Annotated in this window: 24 protein-coding genes; 11 read left to right on the forward strand and 13 right to left on the reverse strand. The window is 43.9% G+C overall.

The window, feature by feature from the left end:
• Positions 1 to 4: 4 nt before the first annotated feature.
• From VA249_RS20105 to VA249_RS20120, 4 genes are all read right to left on the reverse strand, one after another.
• A complete protein-coding gene (locus VA249_RS20105) occupies positions 5 to 1,231 on the reverse strand; it encodes an MFS transporter (RefSeq protein WP_221070668.1) in 1,227 nt (408 codons plus the stop codon).
• Positions 1,232 to 1,272: 41 nt separating this feature from the next.
• Positions 1,273 to 3,018: an amidohydrolase gene (locus VA249_RS20110; protein WP_221070670.1), complete on the reverse strand. Its 1,746-nt coding sequence runs from the start codon at positions 3,016 to 3,018 to the stop codon at positions 1,273 to 1,275.
• Positions 3,019 to 3,116: 98 nt separating this feature from the next.
• Positions 3,117 to 4,727, reverse strand: coding sequence for an MFS transporter (locus VA249_RS20115; RefSeq protein ID WP_221070672.1), 1,611 nt, complete (start codon positions 4,725 to 4,727; stop codon positions 3,117 to 3,119).
• 20 nt (positions 4,728 to 4,747) lie between these two features.
• Complete coding sequence (locus VA249_RS20120; protein ID WP_221070675.1) at positions 4,748 to 5,812, reverse strand: porin; 1,065 nt, start codon at positions 5,810 to 5,812, stop codon at positions 4,748 to 4,750.
• Positions 5,813 to 6,117: 305 nt separating this feature from the next.
• Here VA249_RS20120 and VA249_RS20125 point away from each other — a divergent pair, with 305 nt between their 5' ends.
• The 4 genes from VA249_RS20125 (at position 6,118) to VA249_RS20140 (ending at position 9,773) form a co-directional block, all read left to right on the forward strand.
• Positions 6,118 to 6,747: a winged helix-turn-helix domain-containing protein gene (locus VA249_RS20125; RefSeq protein ID WP_221070677.1), complete on the forward strand. Its 630-nt coding sequence runs from the start codon at positions 6,118 to 6,120 to the stop codon at positions 6,745 to 6,747.
• Entirely contained in the window at positions 6,729 to 7,208 is a 480-nt protein-coding gene (locus VA249_RS20130) for a hypothetical protein (RefSeq protein ID WP_221070688.1), read from the forward strand. The genes VA249_RS20125 and VA249_RS20130 overlap by 19 nt, the downstream gene beginning before the upstream one ends.
• A gap of 66 nt (positions 7,209 to 7,274) precedes the next feature.
• The gene (locus VA249_RS20135) at positions 7,275 to 8,639 is read left to right on the forward strand and encodes a winged helix-turn-helix domain-containing protein (protein ID WP_225927156.1); all 1,365 of its coding nucleotides are present in this window, start codon (positions 7,275 to 7,277) and stop codon (positions 8,637 to 8,639) included.
• Positions 8,640 to 8,924: 285 nt separating this feature from the next.
• A complete protein-coding gene (locus VA249_RS20140) occupies positions 8,925 to 9,773 on the forward strand; it encodes a tetratricopeptide repeat protein (protein WP_221070692.1) in 849 nt (282 codons plus the stop codon).
• Between the two features lie 32 nt (positions 9,774 to 9,805).
• Here VA249_RS20140 and soxR read toward each other — a convergent pair whose 3' ends face one another.
• Complete coding sequence (gene soxR, locus VA249_RS20145) at positions 9,806 to 10,243, reverse strand: redox-sensitive transcriptional activator SoxR (protein WP_128813321.1); 438 nt, start codon at positions 10,241 to 10,243, stop codon at positions 9,806 to 9,808.
• A 383-nt stretch (positions 10,244 to 10,626) separates the two neighbouring features.
• On the opposite strand from soxR, the gene fusA reads away from it, so the two are divergent.
• Entirely contained in the window at positions 10,627 to 12,651 is a 2,025-nt protein-coding gene (fusA, locus tag VA249_RS20150) for an elongation factor G (protein ID WP_221070695.1), read from the forward strand.
• 68 nt (positions 12,652 to 12,719) lie between these two features.
• Here fusA and VA249_RS20155 read toward each other — a convergent pair whose 3' ends face one another.
• From VA249_RS20155 to VA249_RS20170, 4 genes are all read right to left on the reverse strand, one after another.
• Positions 12,720 to 12,914 (reverse strand): hypothetical protein, encoded by a 195-nt coding sequence (locus VA249_RS20155; RefSeq protein ID WP_128813323.1) that lies wholly within the window; start codon positions 12,912 to 12,914, stop codon positions 12,720 to 12,722.
• A 114-nt stretch (positions 12,915 to 13,028) separates the two neighbouring features.
• Positions 13,029 to 13,244, reverse strand: a complete 216-nt coding sequence (gene nqrM, locus VA249_RS20160) for a (Na+)-NQR maturation NqrM (RefSeq protein ID WP_128813324.1) — start codon at positions 13,242 to 13,244, stop codon at positions 13,029 to 13,031.
• A 9-nt stretch (positions 13,245 to 13,253) separates the two neighbouring features.
• Positions 13,254 to 13,736 (reverse strand): NifB/NifX family molybdenum-iron cluster-binding protein, encoded by a 483-nt coding sequence (locus VA249_RS20165; protein ID WP_221070697.1) that lies wholly within the window; start codon positions 13,734 to 13,736, stop codon positions 13,254 to 13,256.
• Positions 13,733 to 14,023 (reverse strand): DUF134 domain-containing protein, encoded by a 291-nt coding sequence (locus VA249_RS20170; RefSeq protein ID WP_221070699.1) that lies wholly within the window; start codon positions 14,021 to 14,023, stop codon positions 13,733 to 13,735. The genes VA249_RS20165 and VA249_RS20170 overlap by 4 nt, the downstream gene beginning before the upstream one ends.
• A gap of 404 nt (positions 14,024 to 14,427) precedes the next feature.
• Here VA249_RS20170 and VA249_RS20175 point away from each other — a divergent pair, with 404 nt between their 5' ends.
• From VA249_RS20175 to VA249_RS20190, 4 genes are all read left to right on the forward strand, one after another.
• Positions 14,428 to 15,417 (forward strand): ABC transporter substrate-binding protein, encoded by a 990-nt coding sequence (locus VA249_RS20175; protein WP_221070701.1) that lies wholly within the window; start codon positions 14,428 to 14,430, stop codon positions 15,415 to 15,417.
• A gap of 86 nt (positions 15,418 to 15,503) precedes the next feature.
• Positions 15,504 to 16,403 (forward strand): ABC transporter permease, encoded by a 900-nt coding sequence (locus tag VA249_RS20180; protein WP_128813327.1) that lies wholly within the window; start codon positions 15,504 to 15,506, stop codon positions 16,401 to 16,403.
• Positions 16,396 to 17,637, forward strand: a complete 1,242-nt coding sequence (locus VA249_RS20185; protein ID WP_221070703.1) for a quaternary amine ABC transporter ATP-binding protein — start codon at positions 16,396 to 16,398, stop codon at positions 17,635 to 17,637. The genes VA249_RS20180 and VA249_RS20185 overlap by 8 nt, the downstream gene beginning before the upstream one ends.
• Before the next feature lie 266 nt (positions 17,638 to 17,903).
• Positions 17,904 to 18,413, forward strand: coding sequence for a copper resistance protein NlpE (locus VA249_RS20190; RefSeq protein WP_221070705.1), 510 nt, complete (start codon positions 17,904 to 17,906; stop codon positions 18,411 to 18,413).
• A gap of 161 nt (positions 18,414 to 18,574) precedes the next feature.
• On the opposite strand, the gene VA249_RS20195 is transcribed toward VA249_RS20190, so the two are convergent.
• Positions 18,575 to 19,459: a LysR family transcriptional regulator gene (locus VA249_RS20195; protein WP_221070707.1), complete on the reverse strand. Its 885-nt coding sequence runs from the start codon at positions 19,457 to 19,459 to the stop codon at positions 18,575 to 18,577.
• A gap of 93 nt (positions 19,460 to 19,552) precedes the next feature.
• Here VA249_RS20195 and VA249_RS20200 point away from each other — a divergent pair, with 93 nt between their 5' ends.
• Together VA249_RS20200 and VA249_RS20205 are read left to right on the forward strand one after the other, a co-directional pair.
• Positions 19,553 to 20,452: a DMT family transporter gene (locus VA249_RS20200; RefSeq protein WP_221070709.1), complete on the forward strand. Its 900-nt coding sequence runs from the start codon at positions 19,553 to 19,555 to the stop codon at positions 20,450 to 20,452.
• A 216-nt stretch (positions 20,453 to 20,668) separates the two neighbouring features.
• On the forward strand, positions 20,669 to 21,760 hold the full coding sequence (locus tag VA249_RS20205) for a transporter substrate-binding domain-containing protein (protein ID WP_221070712.1): 1,092 nt from the start codon (positions 20,669 to 20,671) through the stop codon (positions 21,758 to 21,760).
• A gap of 100 nt (positions 21,761 to 21,860) precedes the next feature.
• On the opposite strand, the gene VA249_RS20210 is transcribed toward VA249_RS20205, so the two are convergent.
• The 3 genes from VA249_RS20210 to VA249_RS20220 all read right to left on the reverse strand — a co-directional run bounded on the left by VA249_RS20210 (position 21,861) and on the right by VA249_RS20220 (position 23,310).
• Complete coding sequence (locus tag VA249_RS20210) at positions 21,861 to 22,379, reverse strand: glycine zipper 2TM domain-containing protein (protein ID WP_221070714.1); 519 nt, start codon at positions 22,377 to 22,379, stop codon at positions 21,861 to 21,863.
• Positions 22,380 to 22,598: 219 nt separating this feature from the next.
• Entirely contained in the window at positions 22,599 to 22,946 is a 348-nt protein-coding gene (locus VA249_RS20215; RefSeq protein ID WP_211918642.1) for a GlpM family protein, read from the reverse strand.
• Positions 22,947 to 22,950: 4 nt separating this feature from the next.
• Positions 22,951 to 23,310 carry an acyl-CoA synthetase gene (locus VA249_RS20220; protein ID WP_221072259.1) on the reverse strand — a complete coding sequence of 120 codons (360 nt, stop codon included), beginning with the start codon at positions 23,308 to 23,310 and terminating at the stop codon, positions 22,951 to 22,953.
• Positions 23,311 to 23,466: the final 156 nt, after the last annotated feature.

Below are 23,466 nucleotides of genomic sequence, written 5' to 3' on the forward strand. Positions count from 1 at the left end.
TTCCTTAAGGGTAATGTTTAGGTTGGTCAATGTGTTGGTCATGCCTAAGCTCGCGGTACTTGTTGCCAAACAGTAAAACAACACCTACCGAAGCCGTCATCGCCGCCACTAAAGGGATATGATTCATGCCTAGAGACGCCGTTACTAACGAGTTAACCACGCCTGAGAGAAAGTTACCGATTCCAGCAATAGCCATAAAAATCGTCAGCGCCATTGATTTGGAGCACTCACCAGAAAGTTGCGCTGCTTGAATTTGAGAGCTGGCCATCATAAACGGCCAAGTACAGCGATTAACGAAAACCATGCAGAGCACAACAAACATCAACTCTGGTTGGTAATAAAACGCACAATATGCTAGTACAATGAACACCATCGCTTTGACTGCGCTCGAAGAAATGAGCACGTTGTCCGCACCAAATCGCTCAGTGAGCTTTCCTACTATAGGATAGAAGCTAAGCGCGATAATGCCGCTGATACTGACCACGGAACTTGAGTGCTCTGGGGCAATTTGAAATACTTCTCGCATCAACACAGGGAACGGCAAAAATAAAATTTGGGCAGCAAAACAGAGCAGCCCCCAGCCAAGTGCCATGATGCCAAAAGGAGATAACACCAGCTTTCTCACTTGTTGCGATTGCTGCTCCGGACTGCGTTTTCGAATAAAACATTTGTTAAAGTCTGGTACCAATACCAAGGCAAGTAGACTGGTGACGATCATCACCACGCTTGCCCCCACAAAACCGACCGCAGGAGCATCGATTCTTCCGGCGATACCAAAACCGATCACTTCTCCAATGATAAAAGCAGCAATCAACATGCCTGTTCGTCCATGCCATTCCTTTTCTTCATAGCGTCGAACAATCAGCAAATTGAGAATAGAGTACCCTATCGCATAGATAAGCCCCTGCACGAACATATTGATGAACAAGCTCATGACACTTTGTGAGTACTGAACAACAAACGCTAAGCAGGCATTAATAAGAAATAAACCCGACAGCCAAATTTTAGGCGTGCCCCATTTATCAATGTATTTTGAAAACCAAGGACCAATCAAAGGCCCAGCAGTCCAAGCGGACATGATCAAACCAATCTTAGCCAGCCCAGAGTCGAAAGAGGCCACAACAAATTGTGGAACCAACATAATGCAGAACCCGACGTTAAATGCGCCAAGAACCACCATAAAAAGATACCAAGGTTCAATCTGTCGCCATGATGCTCGTAATGTATCCATAACGTAAAACGGGAAGGCATTTCGCCTTCCCGCCCCCTACATTAGTTCAAGAAAATGTCATCACCACCAATGACGGTTCCGACAATACGAATATCTTTCAGGGTTTCACGTTTCTCTTCTGTTGCTTCTTCTGCCAAGACGGTGAAATCGGCCCACTTACCTACTTCGATTGAGCCACGAACGTCCTCTTGGTGTGCAAGCCACGCGTGGTTGTAGGTGATAACTCGCATTGCTTCCGCAACTGTCAAACATTGATCTTCGCCGTATACTTTGCCGCTAAGAGAGCGACGGTTGACCGCACACCAAGCCGAGAACAATGGGCTCACTTCCGTCACCATGTCATCCGAATGCACACCATGCATTAAGCCATGATTGGTTGCAGAACGGCATGCATCCATACGTCTCACGCCATGTTCACCGACAGTGTATTTCGCGTGCACATCACCCCAGTAGTACAAGTGGTTAGTAAATAGGTTTGGTGTAATACCCACTTGCTTCATGCGGTAAAACTGATTTTCTGTCGCTAGCTGGCAGTGCTCTAATGAGTGACGGAATCCAAGATTTGGCTTGGTTTTACGAATTTCTTCAATGGCTTGAATCGCAACTTCCGTGGCACCGTTACCGTTGGTATGAATAGAACAAGACATACCATGTGATTCACCAATAGAAATCTGTTCAATTAACTTCTCTTTGGACATCAATAGGTGGCCATTTGGCTTACCCTCTGTGACGTAATTTTGTCCAGGAAGTAAGTGCGCGGTAAACCCTTGGATTGAGCCATCGGTTAACATTTTAAAGTTGCCAACGGATAGGTACGGGTTTTTCTCATCACGGATTGCATGCACCGCATCCCAGCCTTGTTTGTCACCGTAAACCCAGCGATCAATTGAAGCAAACCAAGGTTCCATATTGACGCGAGTATACAAACGGCCTTGCTCTTGTGCTTTTAGCCACCCCTCGGCTGCCACATTGCCTGGAGTCAACGGGAAGTTCGTGCCTTTATCTGTCACGCTGGTGCAACCGTTGATGCGCGCGACTTTAGTTGCTAACTCACCCGCATGAATGATGCCCTCTTCAGAGAAGTCCATTCTTGCTGCGCCTTTGGCAAACGCAAACTGCATCATCGCAGGCTCTGCAACCGTGCCGTTCACTTGGCCATTTTCATAACGGAATAGGTTTGGATCTTCTTCCATATTCTCGTAGCCACATAGTTCAATCGCGACAGAGTTAATATTGATGACATGACCAGACGCATGCCCTAAACAGATTGGAAACTCTTTGCTCACTTCATCCAACACATTGCGAGTCACGTCAGCGCCAGCAAGCAACAATGGGTCAAAGCCCCAACAGTTTAACCACTGTTCACTATCTGATTCCAAACGGGCACGGTCTTTTTCAATCAACGTTTTTAGGTGTTCTGTCAGCTGCTCAACCGATTGAATACCTTTCATGACTGAGCCATCTGCCGCTTTACGATCCACATAACCCACGTAGTGCGAATCTTTGAGGTATGCACCTAATACATGTGGATGCATATGATGTTCTGCAAAGCCTGCATAAATGTAGTTTTGCTCAAACGTATCGTTGGATTTTGCTTCGATACGATGGGCAGTTAGCAATGAACGAATCGTTTCAATTTCACCGACACCGACAATCACACCATTTTGAACCGCAACTGCTTCTGCTTCTGGTTGTTCAGGGTTCATCGTAATCACTTTCTGTGCTGTAAATACGGTCACTGGTTGTTTAGCATCAATTAGGCGCATGCATAGAGCTTGATAATTCATAAAAATGTCTCTTCTTATTAATTTGTAGGGTGCGTCCTGCGCTCACTTTGAGAAGTGGAATAGCAAGTAAGTGCAGGACATTTCATTTGAATTTCGTTTTATGGTTTTTGGGTCCAACCTTGGGTCGGGATACCCATAAAACCTGGAATGTGGAGCAGAACGAATAGTGTTAGAGCCCAGAACGCATACTGTGCCGATTCGATACGTACTTCTTTGTAGATGGATAGTGCAGCTTCTGCTTGAGGCATATCTGCACCAGCTTGTGTTAGCTTATCGAGAAGCACTTGGTTGGACATAAAGCCATGAACCGGAGTCTCTGCAACATAGGCTTTCACCACTGGTGCAACGTCACTTTGTTCAATGTCGGATTTGTATAGTGACGTCGAGCTGAATAACAGCACTGCACCAATAATCGCAACACCCGCAGCCTGCCAAACGTTACGAGTTGAACACTGAATACCACCCGACTGCGCAGCATCACGTGGGTTAAGTGCTGAAGCCACGATCATTGCTGATTGAGAAGCGTAACCACCTTGACCACAGCCAAGCAGTAGCAAGCCGGCATACATAAACATTGGGTTGAAACCATCTGCTTGAAGCGAGTACGCCATTGAAAGTGCGCCAAGGCAAACCGCTGCTGATGACGCCAGTACCACCATACGAGGAGACCAATGGCTGTATTTTTTAGGAATACCAAGAGAGAAAATAATCATTGGTGCAGCCATGGTTGCCATTGCGACACCCGTTGCGGCGCCACCAAGGCCTGCAACCACCATGATCCACGACAGCGTCACGAAAAATGCTGCGCCAAACACCGCAAAGATAAGGCCCGTTACATACAAACCATTACGAACTTGGCGAGTTTTGATAAACGATTCTGGAATAAGCGCTGCGCCATGTTTTTGCTCAATTTGTTTTTCTACCATCATGGTCACAATCATGATCGCGATACCCAAGATAGCAAGTGGTAATGCTGGAGAAATACCCATGACCGTAAACGGTGCCGACATTGGTTCAATTAGGCCCCATTCAGACACTTTTGAACAACCAATGATGAAAGCAAGCAAACCTAACGACGCCATTACCGTGCCCACATAGTCAACACGCATTTGAGCAGGCTTGATGTCTGGGATAATTTTCCAAGCGGCTAAGAATACCAACACAAACCAACCGGACATGGTAGAAAACGCAGCTTGATAACCCGACGCATCCATGATGATGCCAGCACCAATTGGCATGACAACCGCAGCGACACCCGTTGCAGCACCTACACCGCCAAACGCCACTGCTCGTTCTTTACCCTCATAGAGAGAGACAATGATGCCCAATACCGATGGAATCATTAACGCAGCACCAAAGCCCGTTAGAGAGCGTGCACCCCAAATAAGTACATCCATATTTGGTGAAACAACCGCTAGCGCTTCACCAGCCGCACACAACGCTGCGCCTGCCATAAACACTTGTTTAAAACCTTTAGCTATACCAAGCATGCCACCAAATACCATCAACGCACCAGCAAGCAGGCTGTACACGATATTCGCCAACTGAACTTGGTTCATCGTTGCATTCAGTTGCGAGATAAACTCATTGGTTGACATTGAAAGCACCGAGTTATCACCCGATGTTCCGACCTGTGCGACACAGACCACAAGCAAAGGGAACCACATGGCCATTCCCGATTTATTTTGGTTTTTAATTGCTACATCCATAATTTTTTCCTTCTAGCAATCTAGAAATATTGAGGGTATTCAGAGAAGAAGTAGATAATGCCGATCGACCAAGCATCGCCATGGAACAGGCTGTTCTTTGTTGAGTCATGATCAATTCGATATTCAGAGTAGAGGGCGAGTTTTTTATCAAAGTTTTTCACTACGCCAACATTAGAGAATTCTGTCGTGTATGCGTCCGTTTCAGTCGTTAAACGGTTATAGCCAACAAAGGCTTTCCAGCTATCAGAGAAGCGGTAGTGTCCGAAAAATTCGATGCCATCAGAATCAACCAGTTCTGAAGCCACTGGTGCAGCACCAAATTCCTTTTGATTGTTATTGCCAAATGTATAGTTTCCACCAAGCATCCATTTTTCATTGTTGTAGAATGCTCCAACAATGGTCGCACTGATGGCATCTTCGCCCTTTGCTAACCCATCCGCATTCGCGACTTGGTGAGCGACACCAAATTGAAAACCACCTTGCGCATAACGTAGAGAACCACCATAAGTCGTACCGACGGTGACCGTATCAGTAATCGCTTGGTCACTTTGATCGCCCGCAATCAAACCAACGAGTATCTTGCCGTCGCCAACGCCAAATTGGTTATAGTACTTAACCGAATTGTCAGCTCGACCAAAGCCGCCTACTTCTGATGCTGGGGCAAAGAATGCTCCCGTGGCGGTATCTTTATTGCTGAATACGGTGTCTGAATACATAGCGATGTCATAAAAAGGAGACCAGACTTTACCCGCTTCAATCGAACCATATTTTGTTCGCATGCCGATGTAACCAAGACGCGTATTAAACTCGTTATCGGTCACATCACTAAACGCTAAGGCATATTCCAATTTGCCAAATGCGGTGATGTCGTCATTGATTTTGTTCTCACCCGCAAAGAACAAGCGAGAGGCATTAGAGTTAAAACCTAAATCATAAGGACTATCATCAAAATTGTGACTGTATTCAGCAGCAATCCAGCCACCAAATTCCAGTGTTGCCGTATCATGTTTGGCTATCTCAATAGCTATCGCAGGAGAAGCTAACAAGAAAGCACTAGCAGTAAGCAAAAAGCGATTTGTTTTCATTTTCTATCTCCGAAAACAACAAGGTCGTTGGGTACATGCAGCAACTCAACGATGTAAATGGCATCAAGCCGATGGAGATAGAATGCGATTTCAGTGAATAATAGACCTCAAAAAAACCTCAATTTGATGTTTTTATTCTTTCAAATGCCATCATATTGGTGAATATATCTAGATGAGAAAGGTATAAATTCTGTTTTTTATCAAAAATACCTCAAGCCAAAAGTTATTGTGAAGTTTAACAACATAACCAAATCCGTTAGCTCTTAGAATGGCGGGATACGTAAATTAGATAGGTTGGGCAACGAATGAGTTTAGTTCTGCACAGCGATCATTATCAATTTGACGGCTTTTGTTATTCTCCGACAGAGGGCGTGATAGTAACCAAAGACAAAAGAATCATCTTAAAAGCTCGTGAAAACGAATTGCTGCACATTTTAATTAAACAACACCCATTACCAGCAACACGGGATGCCATTCAACAAGCACTATGGAGCAACTCCTATGCAACCGACTCAACCATTAACCAAGCCATAAAAACATTAAGAGACGATCTCATCGACAGCGATCGCACGTTAATAAGAACTATTCCCAAAACAGGATACATATTGGGTGCTAGTCCTAAATTTGTTCGATACCAAATGGGGGCCATCTCTAAACAAAAGGGGACTCATACCCAATATTTGCCCACTTTTATTTTTGGACTGATCTTAGGTTTATTTTTTCTTGTTGTTGGTTATCAATTTGGCACACCTGAAGTCGTCGGAATTACAGCAAATAACAATCAAACTCATTACCTTTTTGAGCCCGACAACATAGAACTTGCTCGATTTAATTCAACCCATTCAGATAAAGAAGCATTTATTGAAAGAACCGAGCTGGGATATAGACTTTGTGAAATAAATCAGGGAGTAATGTTATGCAAAAACATCATGTAATTACGAGCATCACATTATTTATCATTGCATTCGTATTTTTCTGGGCTGGGTATGAGCTACATAATAAAATGAATTCACCATTGCGAAGTATCGCTGGTGTTTGGACCGGACATTCAAAATTAGAAACAAAAACAGGTCCGATAAATTACGAAGTCAATGCTCTTATTCAGGCAGAATCTATCACCCTATCGCTCGTAGCGCAGGCACAGGATAACGCCAAATTTGCATTTCGACTGGATCTCAAATACGTGGAACACACAGGAAGTGAGTATCTGTTTACCGTCAGAGATCGCACAACAACTTGGCTAGAGCAAATTCGTTCGCAAGAAAAATTGGATATCCCCGTCATTGGGCATTTTCTCTCTGCAACGTTAGTAAAGAAAAATGAGCACCAAGTTTTCTTTGTATTTGATCTAGGAAAAGAATACGCATTCGGCACATTGTTTGAAAAAGGGATTTAGCTGGTTCTAGGGGGAAGCTAGACATTCAAGCAATACACGAGTTGCAGTAAGGAATAGCACGTGTACATGATTAATGGCATCTGTTTTAACAGTGCAGAACAGACAATCAGCTTTAATGAAAAAAGTATTCTACTGAATCCTAAAGCCAATCAGTTATTACTGTTTATGGCGCAAAACCCAAACAAAACACTCTCAAGAGAAGAAATTTTAACCTCGGTTTGGAGCCGTGATTTTGTAAGCGATCACTCACTAACACAAGCGGTAAGCGACTTAAGAAAAGCCTTATCGGAACTCAGCTCTGAACACAAAAAAGTCATCATCACCCGGCCAAAAGCAGGTTATGTATTAGAGGCCGATGTCGAATTATGTGACGTTACCTCATCAGTAAGTAATGACTTACCAACGGCAAAAACGCACATCCTCAAACAGTCAAAAATCATGCTTGGCCTCTTAGTGATGACGTTAATCTCCGCCATTTCTATCGCGGTTTGGTCACTACCCAAAGGCCTTTCAACGCCAAATGTCACGATCGACCCCTACAATATGGTTTTTGTCACTTTTGAGTCCGAACCTAAATATCAACACTTTGCGTTCAGTCTAAGTGATCTCATCAATTATCGAGTCAACCAACAAGGTCGCTACCGTTCATCATTATTATATGAACAAAGTAGTGAGCTTTCGGAACGCGCCGCTCTCGTCATGTCAGGATTTATTGAAGAACAAGACAACCTACCCGTTTTAACTTTCTACATCTATGACAACTTGTCGAATAACAAAGTGTTCGAAAAACAATACTCGTTAGACGACAATGTGATTTCAACCGTCCCTAAAATCATTCTTTCTGATATAGAAGCAGCACTAGAAGCGCCTTTTGACCATGAAATTATCAGTAAACTAGACCGACAATACCCGAAAGATGCCGCTACCTTTAACTTAATACATAAAGCGCATTATGCGTCCAATATTATCACCGTGCGCTCACTCTATTCGGCCATTAAACTTTATGATCAGGTGTTAGCCATTGACCCAACATTAGAGATTGCGGCTGCCGAACGTTTTATTTCAGCGTCCATTCTCAACTCCATTCAGCCAAACACCATTTCAACAACGGAAATGGACGTCTTGTTCAATAGCTTAATGGATATCGATGATGAGCTTCACGCCCCAATTTATTATGAAGCGCTAGCGATTCACTCTTTTTCACTCGATGATCCAAAGCAAGCAAAAGAGCACCTATCTCGAGCGCTTTCAGTGAGAGAGTCATGGACCAGTAATATCCTTGCCGGGAAAATATCTCAAGCTGAGGGAAAGGATTATCAAGCGGCAACGTCATACAAGCGCGCATATTCAATGAAGCCAGATGAATCAACGCTACGGGTAGTCAATACCTTATTTTTCACCACCAATTTAACAGAGTTTGGTGTGCCATAGGTTCACCAATTTAAGTGCTCGCTAAGCCCTTTATCCTATCCCTATATATGGAAAGGGCTTAGTTGTATTAACACCTAATCGTTAAAATCAATAATCAAAACCAACCTATAGATAAACCAGTAAAGCCCTCCCTCGCGACTTCCATTCATTATAAAAATACCAGTACGGTTTTGTCGTTAAACACTTTATAAAACAACCATTTTTCGTACTATTTTTGCTAAACCACATCTCTATTTGCTATGGTTTCATGGATCCATCCCAAAAATCGACGCAAAAGGACGTTTTATGCGCACAGCTATCGCCATTTTTTTCGCCGCCCTCCTCTCTTTCCAAACTTTCGCGTCAGAAGAGAAATACTCCGAATCTGAATTATTAGACCGCCCACTCATGGAGCGTTACATACTCGATGAGTTAAAATCACTGCGACAAGAGCAGCAAGATTTAGAACGCAGAATGATTGTCGAAATCACTGACCGCGAGTTAACCGTCGCCGATAAATCCTTGAACTATGCGAACGTCACCGTGACGTATTTCTTTTACATCATCGCCGGTGTTGCATCTTTGATTGCGTTCGTCGGCTGGCAGTCATTGAGAGAATTCAAAAACAACACGACAGAGATGGCCGACAAACGCCTAGAAAAAATCGCACAAGAATACGAGAAAAAATTCGTGGCGCTTGAGCGTGATTTAAAACGCAAGACACGCATCATTAGTGAAAACAACAAAGAAATCGAAAAGATCAACGAAATCCATAACTTGTGGTTACGCGCGCAAAGCTCTCAAACCCCAGAGCAGCGCATTGATATTTACGATGAGATTTTGCTGGTTCGTCCGGGTGATTTAGAAGCGCTCACCTACAAAGCCGATGCCGCGATGGAGATAAAAGAGTACCACTGGGCACTCAGTCTATGTAATCGTGTCCTGGAAGTGGACGATACAAATGGCCCTGCACTGTATCAGCGAGCCTGTGCTTATTCTCGATTGGGTATCGAAGAACAAGCTATCGAAGATTTAGAACGTGCAATCGACACCAGTCCGTCCATTCGAGATTTGTTGGCTGATGAACAAGATCTTGAACTTCTACACGGTCATGAGCGATTTGAGCGCTTACTTTATTCCGCCGCCGATCAATAAAAACACAAGATACACATTACGAAAAGGGCAATCTAGCCCTTTTCATCCTGTGATAAGTTGGACCCTGCGTGCTCTTTACCTAGTACATCATCAGGATTTCTCAATGCGCAACTTTCAAGAGAAAGACACCCACAGCCAATGCAACCGCCCAAGTCATTTTGTAATGCTTTAAGCTTTTGGATTTTCAGATCGAGTTGCTGATGCCAATGGCTAGCCATACTTTCCCACTGCGCTTTATTGGGAGCCCCATGTTGTGGCAGTTCATCCAATGCTTGCTTGATTTCTTCCAAAGATAGTCCGACTTGCTGCGCGGCTTTTATCACCGCCACACGACGTAATACACTGCGGTGATAACGGCGTTGATTGCCTGTATTGCGCCAACTCGATATCAATCCTTTTTGCTCATAAAAGTGTAGCGCTGACACTTTTACTCCAGAGCGTCTTGCGACCTCCCCAACGCTAATTTCCATTACTTACTCCTTGTTTCTTGTTTCCTACTTAACCTCAAGAATACTTGAGGTTTAACACGATAACGAGCATAGAGTAAAGGTACGGTTTTACACACTTAGGTATGTCCAGCATTGGAGCACTCACGTTCATTGATTATGAATTCATGACCTAGATTAAAATTCAATCGCTTTCATCATGAAATAAATCACATATTTTTTGTGGATATTGGGCCATGCTTATGACTATGACCTCTATGCAAGGTGATTATATGTTTCGAGTCATCCGAAAAATGACGTGGAAGACGAGGTGGCGGTAAACCCGCCGACTCTAATGCAGTTCATAACCTAACTTCAGGTTAGTCCAAGGACTTCACGGTTCTTCACGTCATTTGCAAGGAGGCTCTATGCCTATCAACAAGATCCGCAACATCGCCTTTGTCGGCCAAACGGGGACTGGCAAAACTACGTTGATTGAAAAACTGCTTTATACCTGCCAAGCCACCAGCCATCTCGGGTGTGTAGAAAAAGGCGATACCGTTACCGATTTCGATTCCCAATCCATCCAATATCAGCACAGCATTGAGGCGACACCCGTCAGTTTGAGTTGGAATAACCATCGACTGAATATCATTGACACCCCAGGACAAAGCGAGTTGCTTGGGCGAACCATCAGCATCTTTCCTGCTGTCGAAACATCCGCGCTCGTCATTGATCCTCAGGCACCAATCAACCAAACCTCAGACCGACTCTTTGCTTTTGCGAAAGAGCAGAAAAAGTGCCAAATGATCATCATCAATAAATTGGATGATCACGGCAATCAACTCGAAGCCGTTCTTGATAACATTTTTGAGCATTTTGGCGACAACTGCTTGCCAATCAACTTACCGTCTTCCGATGGAAAATCTGTCGTCGATTGTTATTTTGAGCCGAATACGTCTATCGAAACCCTCATATCTAATGTTGAAGATACGCACGAAACCTTGATAGACCAAGTCATCGAAGTCGATGAAGAACTGATGGAGCTCTACTTAGAGCAAGGCTCAGAGCTCACGGCAGAACAACTTCATGATCCCTTTGAAGAAGCATTACGGACGGGCCATGTTATCCCTATCTGTTTCGTATCATCGGAAACCGGTGCAGGTATAGAGCTGCTATTAAGAACCCTAGCGGAAATCATGCCAATGCCGAATGAGGGCAACCCTCCAATGCTTGAAAAGAACGGTAAGAGGGTTAAAGTCAACTGTGAAACGTTAGAGCATACCGTGGCACACGTATATAAAGTGAGCGTCGATCCCTACATGGGAAAACTCGCCTATTTACGTGTCTATCAAGGTGAAATTACTGCCGGTAGCCAACTCTTTGTCGGAGAAAATAATAAAGCATTTAAAGTGGGTCATTTGTATCAACTACAGGGTAAAGATCGAACAGAAATACCACGAGCACTGGCGGGAGATTTCTGTGTACTAGCGAAAGTAGATGATCTCGTATTCGACTCGATCGTGCATGATTCGCATCAAGAAGATGGTGTGCAACTTAAAACACTCAATTTCCCTGACTCTATGTATTCTTTATGCTTGAAGCCGGTAAAACGAGGAGATGAACAAAAACTTGGCGACGTCCTCAATAAAATTTCAAGCGAAGATCCATCACTCCGGGTAGAACATCGTGCCAGAACCAATGAAACCATTATCAGTGGCCAGGGAGAATTTCATCTAAAAGTCGCACTTGAGAAAATGTCGAGTGTTTACAAACTCGATGTTGAAACCTGTCAGCCAAGCGTCGAATACTTCGAAACCATTACTAAGCCTGCTGAGGGGCACTATCGTCATAAGAAACAAAGTGGTGGTGCAGGTCAATTTGGTGAAGTTCAACTAAGAGTTCGGCCTCTTGAGCGTGGCGCTGGCTTTCAGTTCATCAACAAAGTTGTTGGCGGGTCCATTCCTACCGCGCTGATTCCTGCGGTAGAAAAAGGAATTGTTCAAGCCTTAGAAGAAGGCGCGATTTCTGGGAACCCAATTAAAGATGTCGAAGTCACCGTATACGATGGTAAATATCACTCGGTAGACTCGAAAGAAATTGCGTTCGTCATTGCGGGCAAAAAAGCGTTCTTAGATGCCATTAACAATGCCGATCCAATCGTGTTAGAACCGATTGTACAGATGGAGTTGCACATCCCTACAGCCAACGTCGGTGACGTATCAGGAGATCTTTCAGGCAATCGAGGATTAATCGAGGGCACAGAACCCATTGACAGTCACTTCACCATATTAAGAGCAAAATCCCCAGTGAATGAACTTCAAGATTACTCACGGCGTCTGCGCTCAATCACTGGTGGTGAGGGCAGTTTTAATATGACTCTAAGCCATTACGAGCCCGCTCCTCCAGCGGTACAAAAGCAAGTTTGCCAAAGCGACGCCCAACAAAATTAGCACTCACTTTCTGATAAATATCAACCAAAACGCCCTCAAACAAGAGGGCGTTTTTATTGGCATACAAATTATTTGTCTAACGAAAGTCCAATCTGATCGAGTTTGTCTTCAAAGGCAGCAATACTCTCGGCTTTATACGTTGGTGAGCCATTAAAGTAACGCGGTTTCTCTGGAAGCATCGCGTTTTTTAGCTCAACTTCTTGCTCAGCATTATCATGATAAACCGTTACTCGATTTGGAATATCCTGTTTCATCAAAGCCATCTTGATTCTCCTATGTAAAGACGAATCATAAGCGTAGAACTCAACCACCAATATGCAAAAGTACTTATAAAGAAATCAGACGGAATCGACAGTTTGACAAACTATCTACAACACTTAAGAAGACGATAAATTGCCTGAGTTAGGCTCCTGAATTTGATAAAGTCGACGTTCACTTTCCGCACACGTTGTTTCACAATTGCAGACCTTATCAACGCCTACATTGTTCAATCCACCACAGCTGCCCTGAATTCGTTTGTTATGGAAGATGACACCAAGAGACATCAACAATATCACCGCTAAAAAGCCTAAGAACGTAAATAACCAAACCATCGTCATTCCTTACTTAGAGATGTGTTTTATCAGTATAGTTGGCCGAATGGAACCAGAAGCCTTTTCCTTATTCGCTCTTGGATTAAGCAGTAATGATGGTGCCGAGGATTTACTACCACAGCCACCACAACCACCTTTCTTCATGTGATGAGTAGAGGGCCGACCTTGACTCGCTTCAACAAGAGCAATACGGGGAACAGCAAGCACGTCATCCAATGAACTGCGCGTTGATAGTTTGAATACCTGTTTACCGCTTTTCAACAGTTTATTTAATGCTCGCTCGCCAATGTTTCTCACTAAAACTGCATCCACTTGATACTCTTTTAGCGACTGAATTAGCTGTGATTTCGCATTACAGCCAGCTTGAGGCATCGCCGCAATGTTCGCTAAGTTCTTGAGCATACCTTTGGTATCGGAAAAAATAGCAATGTATGGCGCTTTAACAAAATGGTTAGCGACTCGCTCACCATCATTTGGAATAGCATAAATCATGAGTTTGACTCCTCGTCTGGAAAAACCAATGCACAACCCTCAACTAGACTCTTTGCGACTTTGTACCGCGCCCTCTTCACCGTATTACCAAAAGTTTGGCGAGAAATCCCCATTTGATCCGCAGCTTCTTGTTGACTCAATCGATCTAAATCAGCCAAACGCAACGCTTCTAGCTCTTCAGGTAATATGTCTATTTTATCCAGCTGGTTAAATGGAATCCCGTTGGGCTTAAAACAATGATGTGCCGCCCGTCCACAAATACGTCGTTCTATTTTTGGTCTCGCCACAACTCCTCCTTTGGCTAACTTGTTCAGAGTACGCTCATAATTGGCATATGCCAATAAAGGTTTCTGTCATATGCCAATAACTTAGTTTGCAAAATTACTTAGTTTGTACAAATAACCTAGTTTGCAAAATGGCATCCAATCGAACGCTACTTTTTTGACCAATGACAGAGTGCAAATGTTGATTAGACATCTAACAAAAGCATTGGCAGATAAACCAAATTCCATACCAATACAAAACTATCATCAAATAAAAAACTTTGTTTATTAAGCGATTAACGTAGAGCTTTTCAACTAGCAATAATAAAAATTAACAAATAATTTCACCGTATGGTTACCTTATTAGTTTGAACACTAATGATTATTTGGTTAACATTATTGAGACAATTAGAGAAAGGAAACTCAACATGAATTACAAAACACCGTTACTATTCGCGATTGGTGCGCTGGCGACCAATGCAAATGCAAGCGAGTGTGGATCGGTCACAATTGCAGATATGAACTGGAACTCAGCCACGCTGATTGCTAACGTGGACCGCTTTATTCTTGAGCACGGTTATGGATGTGACGCCGAGCTTATACCGGGTGACACCATGCCGACAGGTACATCAATGATCGAAAAAGGCCAACCTGATGTTGCACCAGAGCTTTGGAGTAATAGCCTTAAGGATGCGTTAGACAAAGGGGTTGAGGAAAAACGCCTACGCTACGCAGGCAAAGCATTAGTAGACGGTGGTGAAGAGGGCTTTTGGGTTCCGGCTTACCTCGTGAAACAATACCCAGAAATCAAAACCATTGAGGGCATTAAAAAGCACGCGAAGCTGTTTTCTCACCCTGAAGATGACAGCAAATCGGCATTCTACAGCTGCCCTGCGGGTTGGAACTGTCAAATCAGTGCAGGTAACCTTTTCAGAGCAATGAATCTTGAAGCTGCGGGCTTTGACGTCATCGACCCAGGTTCTAGCGCAGGTTTATCAGGCTCTATCGCAAAAGCGTATGAGCGTGAACAAGCTTGGTTTGGTTACTACTGGGCTCCAACGGCGGTACTTGGTAAATACGACATGGTAAAAGTCGATTTTGGTAGTGGCGTTAATGTCGATGAATTCGTCAATTGTACCACTCAAGCCGAGTGTGATGCCCCTAAAGTCACTATGTATCCACCATCACCAGTACACACCATCACCACTGAAGAATTTGCATCACGCTCCCCAGCAGCATACGACTACTTCACGAAACGTGGTTTCACAAACGCGGATATGAACCAATTATTAGCTTGGATGGAAGACAACCAAGCGGATGGTGAAGAAACCATGTTCCACTTCTTAGAAAACTACCCGCAAATCTGGACGACATGGGTTCCACAAGATGTCGCGACAAAAGTGCAAGGTGCACTGTAATAGCAAAGACACATCAATGGCATAGGAATGCCTTATTTGCAGTATGCCGAGGCTGATCTCAGCCTCGGTAAAAAAAGGAAGTAAACATGTCTGACTCGACTTGGCTCAGCGAATTCCCAGAAATGGATCGCTCAGACCTCAGAACCATCCGTAAAACTCTTGATGGTGCCTACCGCGATTTCTCTCGTGAGTATGGCGACTTAATTGAATCATTCTTCGACCCTCTTCTCACCTTTCTTGTTTGGTTCGAAAAGCTCCTCATTTCCACTCCTTGGGTCATTATTCTCGGCGTTTGTACCGCTTTAGTCTACGCAGCGAGTCGTTCTTGGAAGCTTGCTGTCGCCTGTTTCGGATCGTTGATATTAATCGGCTACTTTGGCATGTGGGAAGATACGATGCGGACTCTCAGTATTATTACTGTTTGTACCATGCTGGCCATCGTACTCGGTATCCCGATTGGCATCGCCATGGCTCGCTCTAATCGCATTCAGTCGATTGTTACGCCGCTGCTCGACGTGATGCAAACCATGCCTGCGTTTGTTTATCTTATTCCCGTCGTTATGTTGCTTGGCATTGGTAAAATTCCAGGCTTGATCGCCGTTGTAATCTACGCCATTCCACCCGTCATTCGTCTCACCAACCTTGGTATTCGCCTAGTTGATAAAGAAGTGCTGGAAGCGGCAACCGCTTTTGGTGCGAGCAAAAAACAACGTCTACTAGGAGTACAATTACCTTTGGCGATGCCAACCATTATGGCCGGTATTAACCAAACCATTATGATGGCTCTTTCTATGGTCGTTATCGCCTCCATGATTGGTGTAAAAGGCTTAGGCCAACCGGTTCTCAAATCCATCACCAATCAATACTTCACTCTTGGCCTATTAAATGGTTTGGCTATTGTCGCCCTTGCGATTTTGTTTGATCGAGCATCGCAAGCCTACGCAAAACGCACTCAAGCTCACTTAGGAGATCTAAAGCATGACTAAGCCTCTTATTGAAATCAGTGGCCTATACAAGATCTTCGGTCCTAAACCAACCTCAGTGATAGACAAAGTAAAATCAGGTCAGAGCAAAGATGAAATCTTGGCTGAAACAGGGCACACCGTCGGTTTAAAAGACATCAACCTTAAGATAAATAAAGGGGAGATTTTCGTCATCATGGGGTTGTCCGGTTCAGGAAAGTCCACAATGATCCGACACTTCAACCGCCTCATCGACCCTACAATGGGCCAGATTTTGGTCGAGGGCATTGATGTCATGAAACTTTCGACCAATGAGCTAGAACAATTCCGTCGTCATAAAATGTCAATGGTGTTTCAGCGCTTTGGTCTATTGCCTCATCGTACGGTGATAGACAACGTGGCTTATGGTTTAGAAATTCAGGGAATCAAGAAAGAAGACCGCTTAATCAAAGCGAATGAATGGTTGGATACTGTTGGCCTAACTGGTTACGGAAATCAATATCCAGCGCAGCTTTCTGGAGGGCAACAACAACGTGTCGGCCTTGCTCGAGCACTCGCTACTGATGCGGAAATTCTGCTTATGGACGAAGCGTTTTCAGCTCTTGATCCACTGATACGCAGTGAAATGCAAGATCAACTGATTGAGCTACAAGAAAAGCTGCATAAAACCATTATCTTCATTACTCACGATTTAGATGAAGCGCTGCGCTTGGGCGATCAAATTGCAATTTTGAAAGATGGAGAATTAGTACAGCAAGGGACACCTGATGAAATCTTGCTCCACCCTGCTGATGACTACGTGGAAGCCTTTGTTAAAGACGTCAATCGTGCGCGAGCATTAACCGTTGAAACTGTGATGAAGCCACCGGCATATCGAATAACAGCCACCACGATTGAAGAAGCGTTGGTAGAAATGAAGCGAGTGAAACAAGACTACGCTTATCATGTCACCGATGATGGCTTCCAAGGCGTACTAACACGAGAAAGCCTCCTTGACGCAGCCAAAGACAGCTCTACGCAAACTTTCGACAAAGAGATCTATGAAGAGGTGCCGGTGATTTCGCCTGATTCAGTGATTGAGCATGTACTTCCTGACACCATGTCTTGTGATTACTCATTACCAGTCGTAGACGATGATGGCAACTTACAAGGGGAACTCGAGCGAAGTGCTGTTGCTGAAATCTTCTCTGATGATTCAGTAGATAGCGCCGCTGAGAAAGCAACAAAAAAGCCCCCGATAATGGATAAGGCTTCATAACCTCTCCGGATGTACCGAAAAGGCTCATAGGGATGAGCCTTTCTTATGTCCGCCCCTCCCTGCGATTCTAGCTCTGAGAAACAAATGCGCATCCATGACTTTGCCGCTTACTGACGGTTCACGCAAATCTCTGACAAAAAAGCGATAATGACTTACGTAATATTGACTCAGTTTCGTAATAGCGATCTATTATTTTAATAATATTTGCTAAACCAAGCATCCCTAGGTGGCAGAGCATGTACACCGTTTATTCAAAGAGGACTGAAATGAAAAAGACATTGTTAGCATTGACCAGTGCTGTATTTATTTTGGCTGGCTGTCAGGACGAAAAACCAACTGACACCACTGTAATTGATGCTCCTCAAGCTACTGAAACACAAGAAAGTGTGGATGTCACTCCGATAGAAGATGAGCAAGTGATCACAACAGAAACGTTTGTGGATACGGCACATAATTCAAAGAATGCTCTCGATTGGAATGGCACTTATCAAGGCCTGTTACCTTGTGCTGATTGTGAGGGAATTGAAACGACCCTGACATTAAACACAGATGGCAGTTACACACTTAAACAAGTTTATAAAGGCAAAGAAGATGGTGAATTTTCATCAAACGGCCAATTTACTTGGAACGCGGCAGGAAGCACCATTACGCTTGTTGATGAGTCGGCACCCAACCAGTACTTTGTTGGCGAAAACATTCTGATGAAACTTGATATGAATGGAGAAAAGGCCACGGGTGATTTAGCATCGTTCTATAACTTGAGCAAACAGCAATAGCCAATAGCCAATAAGTAATAACTAACAGCTAATAACTAATAAGCCCCCGTCTTCTGGTAACGAAAAATCCGAGCATCCCCTAGCTCGGATTTTATTTGCAACCCAGCTTGTCTTATAAAAATCCTTACTTAAAGATATAAATGAGATTCTAAGCCTTTTGCTTACAAGCACTGCTGCTTCAGCCAGTTAGTCAACTTGATGATCTCGGGTTGCCTTACTCGATTCTTTTTATGAACAAAGTAAAAGCTATCTCCGGTTTCTAAACCGTGAGATGGAATGTAAACCAAGTCTTGCGCTTTATCGCGCTCATTCAACATAAAGTCATTTGCAAACGTAATACCCTGATCGTATCTCGCAGCCTCGATTGCCAATAACATATGACTAAAATGCTGCATGTCCACATCCTTTGGTAATTCATAGCCACCTACTTTGCACCACTGGGACCAGTCTTTTCCTCGTTCTCTATAAATTGAATCGGTAGACAAAATCGGGTATCGCCAAAATACGTCTGGTATGGGTTGCTCTTGTATCTCTTTCCAAAGGTTAAGGCTGCAAACAGGATAAAGCGTTTCATCGTACAGACGCACTGCCATGTAATTGCGCTTTGGCTTTTGCACGGTTATAAAACAATCCCCAACACTGTCTGTTTGGTCAGGGTCACCGGCGACCATGTTCAGCGTGAGGTCAATATCAGGGTGCAAACGTTTGAAGTCCGCCAACCTCGGGATCAGCCACTTTACAGCCAAAGAGCTATAAATAGCGAGTCGTAGACTGCCTTTCTCACCCTCTCGTACTTTCTGGCTCGCGATCGCAATTGCACTGATGGCAGGGCTAATATCCTCTAGATAACGAGTACCAACATCCGACAAAGACAGTTTCCGCCCCTGACGGATAAACAGCGCCTCGCCAAGGTAATCTTCCAACAAACGAATCTGATGACTGACTGCACTTTGGGTCACATTGAGCTCTTGTGCCGCGAGGGAAAAGCTCAAATTACGAGCAACCGATTCAAAGCAATGCACGGATCTTAATGGCGGCAACTTCATTATCTAAAAATCTCATACTTTAACTAATAAATATCACTTCACTTCATCCTATGTCATCACCTACTCTTTGGCAAAGTTACAGGAGAAGAAAAAGTGAAAGTCACATCTGTCGGCGCAGCTATGCTGCTATTAATTGTTGGTAATCTTATTGCGGTACTCTCAGACGCTTTGATCAAAAGTGTGGGCAACGAAGTACCTATTTTTCAGTTTGTCTTTTACCGACAGCTTTCTGCCGTCATGATACTACTGCCCGTATACCTGTTAACAAAACAGAGTCCTTTAATGGAGGGCTTTAAGTGGCATGCTGTCCGCGCACATGTATGGTTAACTGGTGCGACTTTCATGGTGATCGCCATTTCATCTTTGCCGCTTGCGACTGCCAACGCAATTTTCTATGCCGCCCCTTTGCTTATGTTGCCACTGGCTGCAATCTTCTTTGGGGAAAAACTCTCCGCACAATCAATTATCGCGGCTGTTATGGGCTTCGCTGGCGTACTTGTCATTATTCGCCCGAATCAGATTGATTGGGCTGCGTTGTCTGCGTTAGTGGTTGCTATCACACTCGCTATCAACAACTTGTTGATCCGCAAGCTCCCAAAGAATCAATCCGTAACACACACACTGTTGATGACCAACCTAGCCGGTATTCCTGTCTCACTCTTGCTGGTTTTTATAGAGGGTGAAACGTGGGACTGGAGCTCATTCCCCGTTGCCGCAGGATCGAGCTTATTTATTATGATGTATGCTGCTACGTGTGTACTCGCTTATCGTTCTATCGAAAGCAATAAAATTGCAAGTGCTGAGTACAGCGGGCTAATAGGTGCAGTGATCGTTGGGTTTCTTTGGTTTGGAGAAGTGCCAGATGTGTTTATGGCAATTGGGACCGTAATGATTGTTGTGCCGCTTATTTGGCTATCCAAACGGGAACGCAAAAAGCAGAAACGAGAACAAGCAGCAAAAGAGCACAAACACAATCATGCCCCTGTGGCATAAGCAGCAAGACCAAAGCACCGGGAATAGAAATAGAGATAGAAAAGCGAGGGGGCAATGACTGCCCCTATCAACTGCTATAGTTAAGAAAGTAAATAACAACACTAGGGCAGTATTGAATTCGTTATCATTTCCTAACAACTGAACGTCTTTAAACTTTGGGAGACTCGTTTCCCTCAACACGATTCTTCGCTGCCTCTTATCAGAGAGGTACTGTGCATGCCAAACGTATTACAGTCGATGCGCCAAGTCTGGATTTGCCTATTACTCTTTCTCTTTAGCTTTGTGAGTACCACCACTTTTGCCTCTTCGATAAAAGTTGGCACCTACCCTTGTCCACCTTTTGTGATTAGTTCACTCGACAACAAGTTAAATGGCTTAAGCATTGAACTTTGGGAACACATCGCTGACGAAATGAATGTTGAGTTTTCAGTCCAGCATTACCCGCTCAATGAACTGCTCGACGCTATCGAAAAAGAACAAATTGACATCGGCGTATCTTGTATTTCGATCACCCCTGATAGAGAACTTTTCGCAGACTTTTCACACTCGTTTTACGAGACACACCTTGCTATTGCCATTAAAAATCAAGGCTATCTCCATACTTTCCTTTCAATATTTTCTAACGGGGGATTATGGTTACTTGTCGGCGGAATATTACTAATAGCAGGGTTACTTGGCGCTTTCTTTTACAACTTAGAGCAAGGGAATAATGACAAGCTCTACTCAATGCAAAGTCGATTAGGACGTTGGGTTGAGAGCTTTATCTTAGGGCTACTGTTCATCACTCGCGGCCCCTTCAATTATTTCGAGTTCAAAACACTGACTGGCCGAGTCATTACGGTTTTCATTGCCGTTTTTAGTACATTGTTTATTGCCAGTATCACTGCAGTTCTAGCAAGTAAGCTTACGCTCAGTCAGGGACATTCCCAGATCAGAGGCATTAACGATCTTGCCAATGTAAAGGTCGGAACCAAAACCGCAACGACTTCTTCAATACTGCTCACCAGTTTTGGTATTCGTCATGAAAACTATACCGATATGTCATCTTTACTTGAGGCATTGGATCGAGGCGAAGTGGAAGCCATTGTGGCAGATGATGTGGTGCTAAAGTATATGATCGGGAATGGTAGAACTTCTGGCCAATACCTTGATTTAGAAGTGCTACCCTACCAACTTGAGAAACAAAACTACGGGTTTATTCTCACTGAAAACAATACTTATGAAGAAGAGATAAATCGAGCACTTCTCCAGATCAGAGAGTCGCGAAAATGGCGAAAAACACTGGTCGACTATTTTGCTGATAAATAACAAATCAGAGCGTTCTCACCCTAAATAGGCACCCTTTAGTTCGAAAGTCAGGCTAAAGGGCGCTTTGCTCTGTGTTAATCCATTGAAAAATCACGGCTGATTATTGTGGTAGTATGACTTTTCCATCTTGAATAGGGAATGTAGTACCTACAGGTTTACTTTTTAAACGAACGGTTGATGGCACGCCAGCCACATTGTACGTTACGTTGTAACCTGTTACTTTTTCTGATGTGGTGTATTCTGTGTGACACTGCTTTTCCGTCGTTGTTACTACGTCGCCTTTTTGCACATTATCTTGGATCTCTCGGCCCGCTAATGCGCCTGCAATCGTCCCCGCCGCAGTAGCGATCACTTTTCCTGACCCGCCACCAATTTGGTTTCCTAATGCCGCTCCTGCTGCTGCACCGCCAACCGTACCAAGCAATTTATTCTCGTCTTTTGGTTGCACACGGTGAGTCACGACGACGTCTTTACAGACTTGGTGAGGGTTTTTCACCGTTTCTGTTACCGCCTCGACCAAAGTGATGTTTGCTTCTGTTGGTGGTGGCGGCGTCTTATCTTTACAACCCGCTAATACTGCTACCACTGCCGTTGCTATTGCAATCGATTTTATATTCATAATTTAGTTCCAGTAAATTTTACTTTGCTTGGACCAATGGTAAATCGAGAGAAAAAACAAACATCAGCGAATCATAAATCTTATGTCATTCTGAGGTTAAAAAACGATGTATTATAAGAAATAAGTCAATTCTCGATAGGAGCGACGTCAATTGACACAACGCCGACTGAGAAAGCCAAATTGGCGTTAGGCTTAAAAAGAAAGTTAGGCTGAAGAAAACTAAGCAGGAACCATCCAACGCGTCCAAAAGACAAGCAGGATCGAAGCACAGACAACCCAAACGAGTGTTGCGGCAGTTAAGGTGCCCACTAGACTTAAGCGATAGCTAAAATAGAAAACGGAAATCAGATAAGCACTATAGGGAATCAAGGAATAAATACCAAACAATGCGGTATCACGCAGGGCTTGCATATCTCGTTCTGTTCCGACGATAAAGTGGGCGATCAATGAAAACGTCGGAAACAACGGAATTAAACCCGCAATATAGAAACTCTTCGACTTTGAAAGCAGTGCAATGATCATCACTGCAGCGGCGCCGAGCAATGATTTAAGAAACAGACTGGTCATCGAATTATGCCAAACTCAAAAACAGTTCATCATCGGTCAAGTATTTATGACGATGCGTTAAATTTCGCAAATGCATAAACATAAAATCAGGAAATCCCGGTGCGATGATGTTATTTGGCTCCCAGAAAATTCCCCCGACAAAGACGTATCGCCCCTGCTTTTCATCATCGTGCAATGGATTGTTGAGTGGTGAGGAAAGTTCAGCACGGCATCCCTCCACCGTACAGACGATCTGGCCTTTATAAATACCAATTACACGCTTAACAAGATTCGCTTTGATGCCACATTTCCACGCTTGACGCGTTGCGAGCTCGTATCCGTGCTTTCTTATCGTTTTTTTCTGCAAGTGGACAACCAAATTCATCATTCATTCCTGATTTGTCTTTGGTTGTACTATAACCAAATCACCCTCTAAGATTGCCGATATAAATTTATCGAAACCATAGAGGGTGATGATTAAGTTCGTACTGAGATAGATGCTTTTGTCTATCCATTAATCCAGCTCAGTCTGTGCATTAAT

This window comes from Vibrio alfacsensis (assembly GCF_019670485.1).
In the GTDB taxonomy this organism is placed as follows: Bacteria; Pseudomonadota; Gammaproteobacteria; order Enterobacterales; family Vibrionaceae; genus Vibrio; species Vibrio alfacsensis.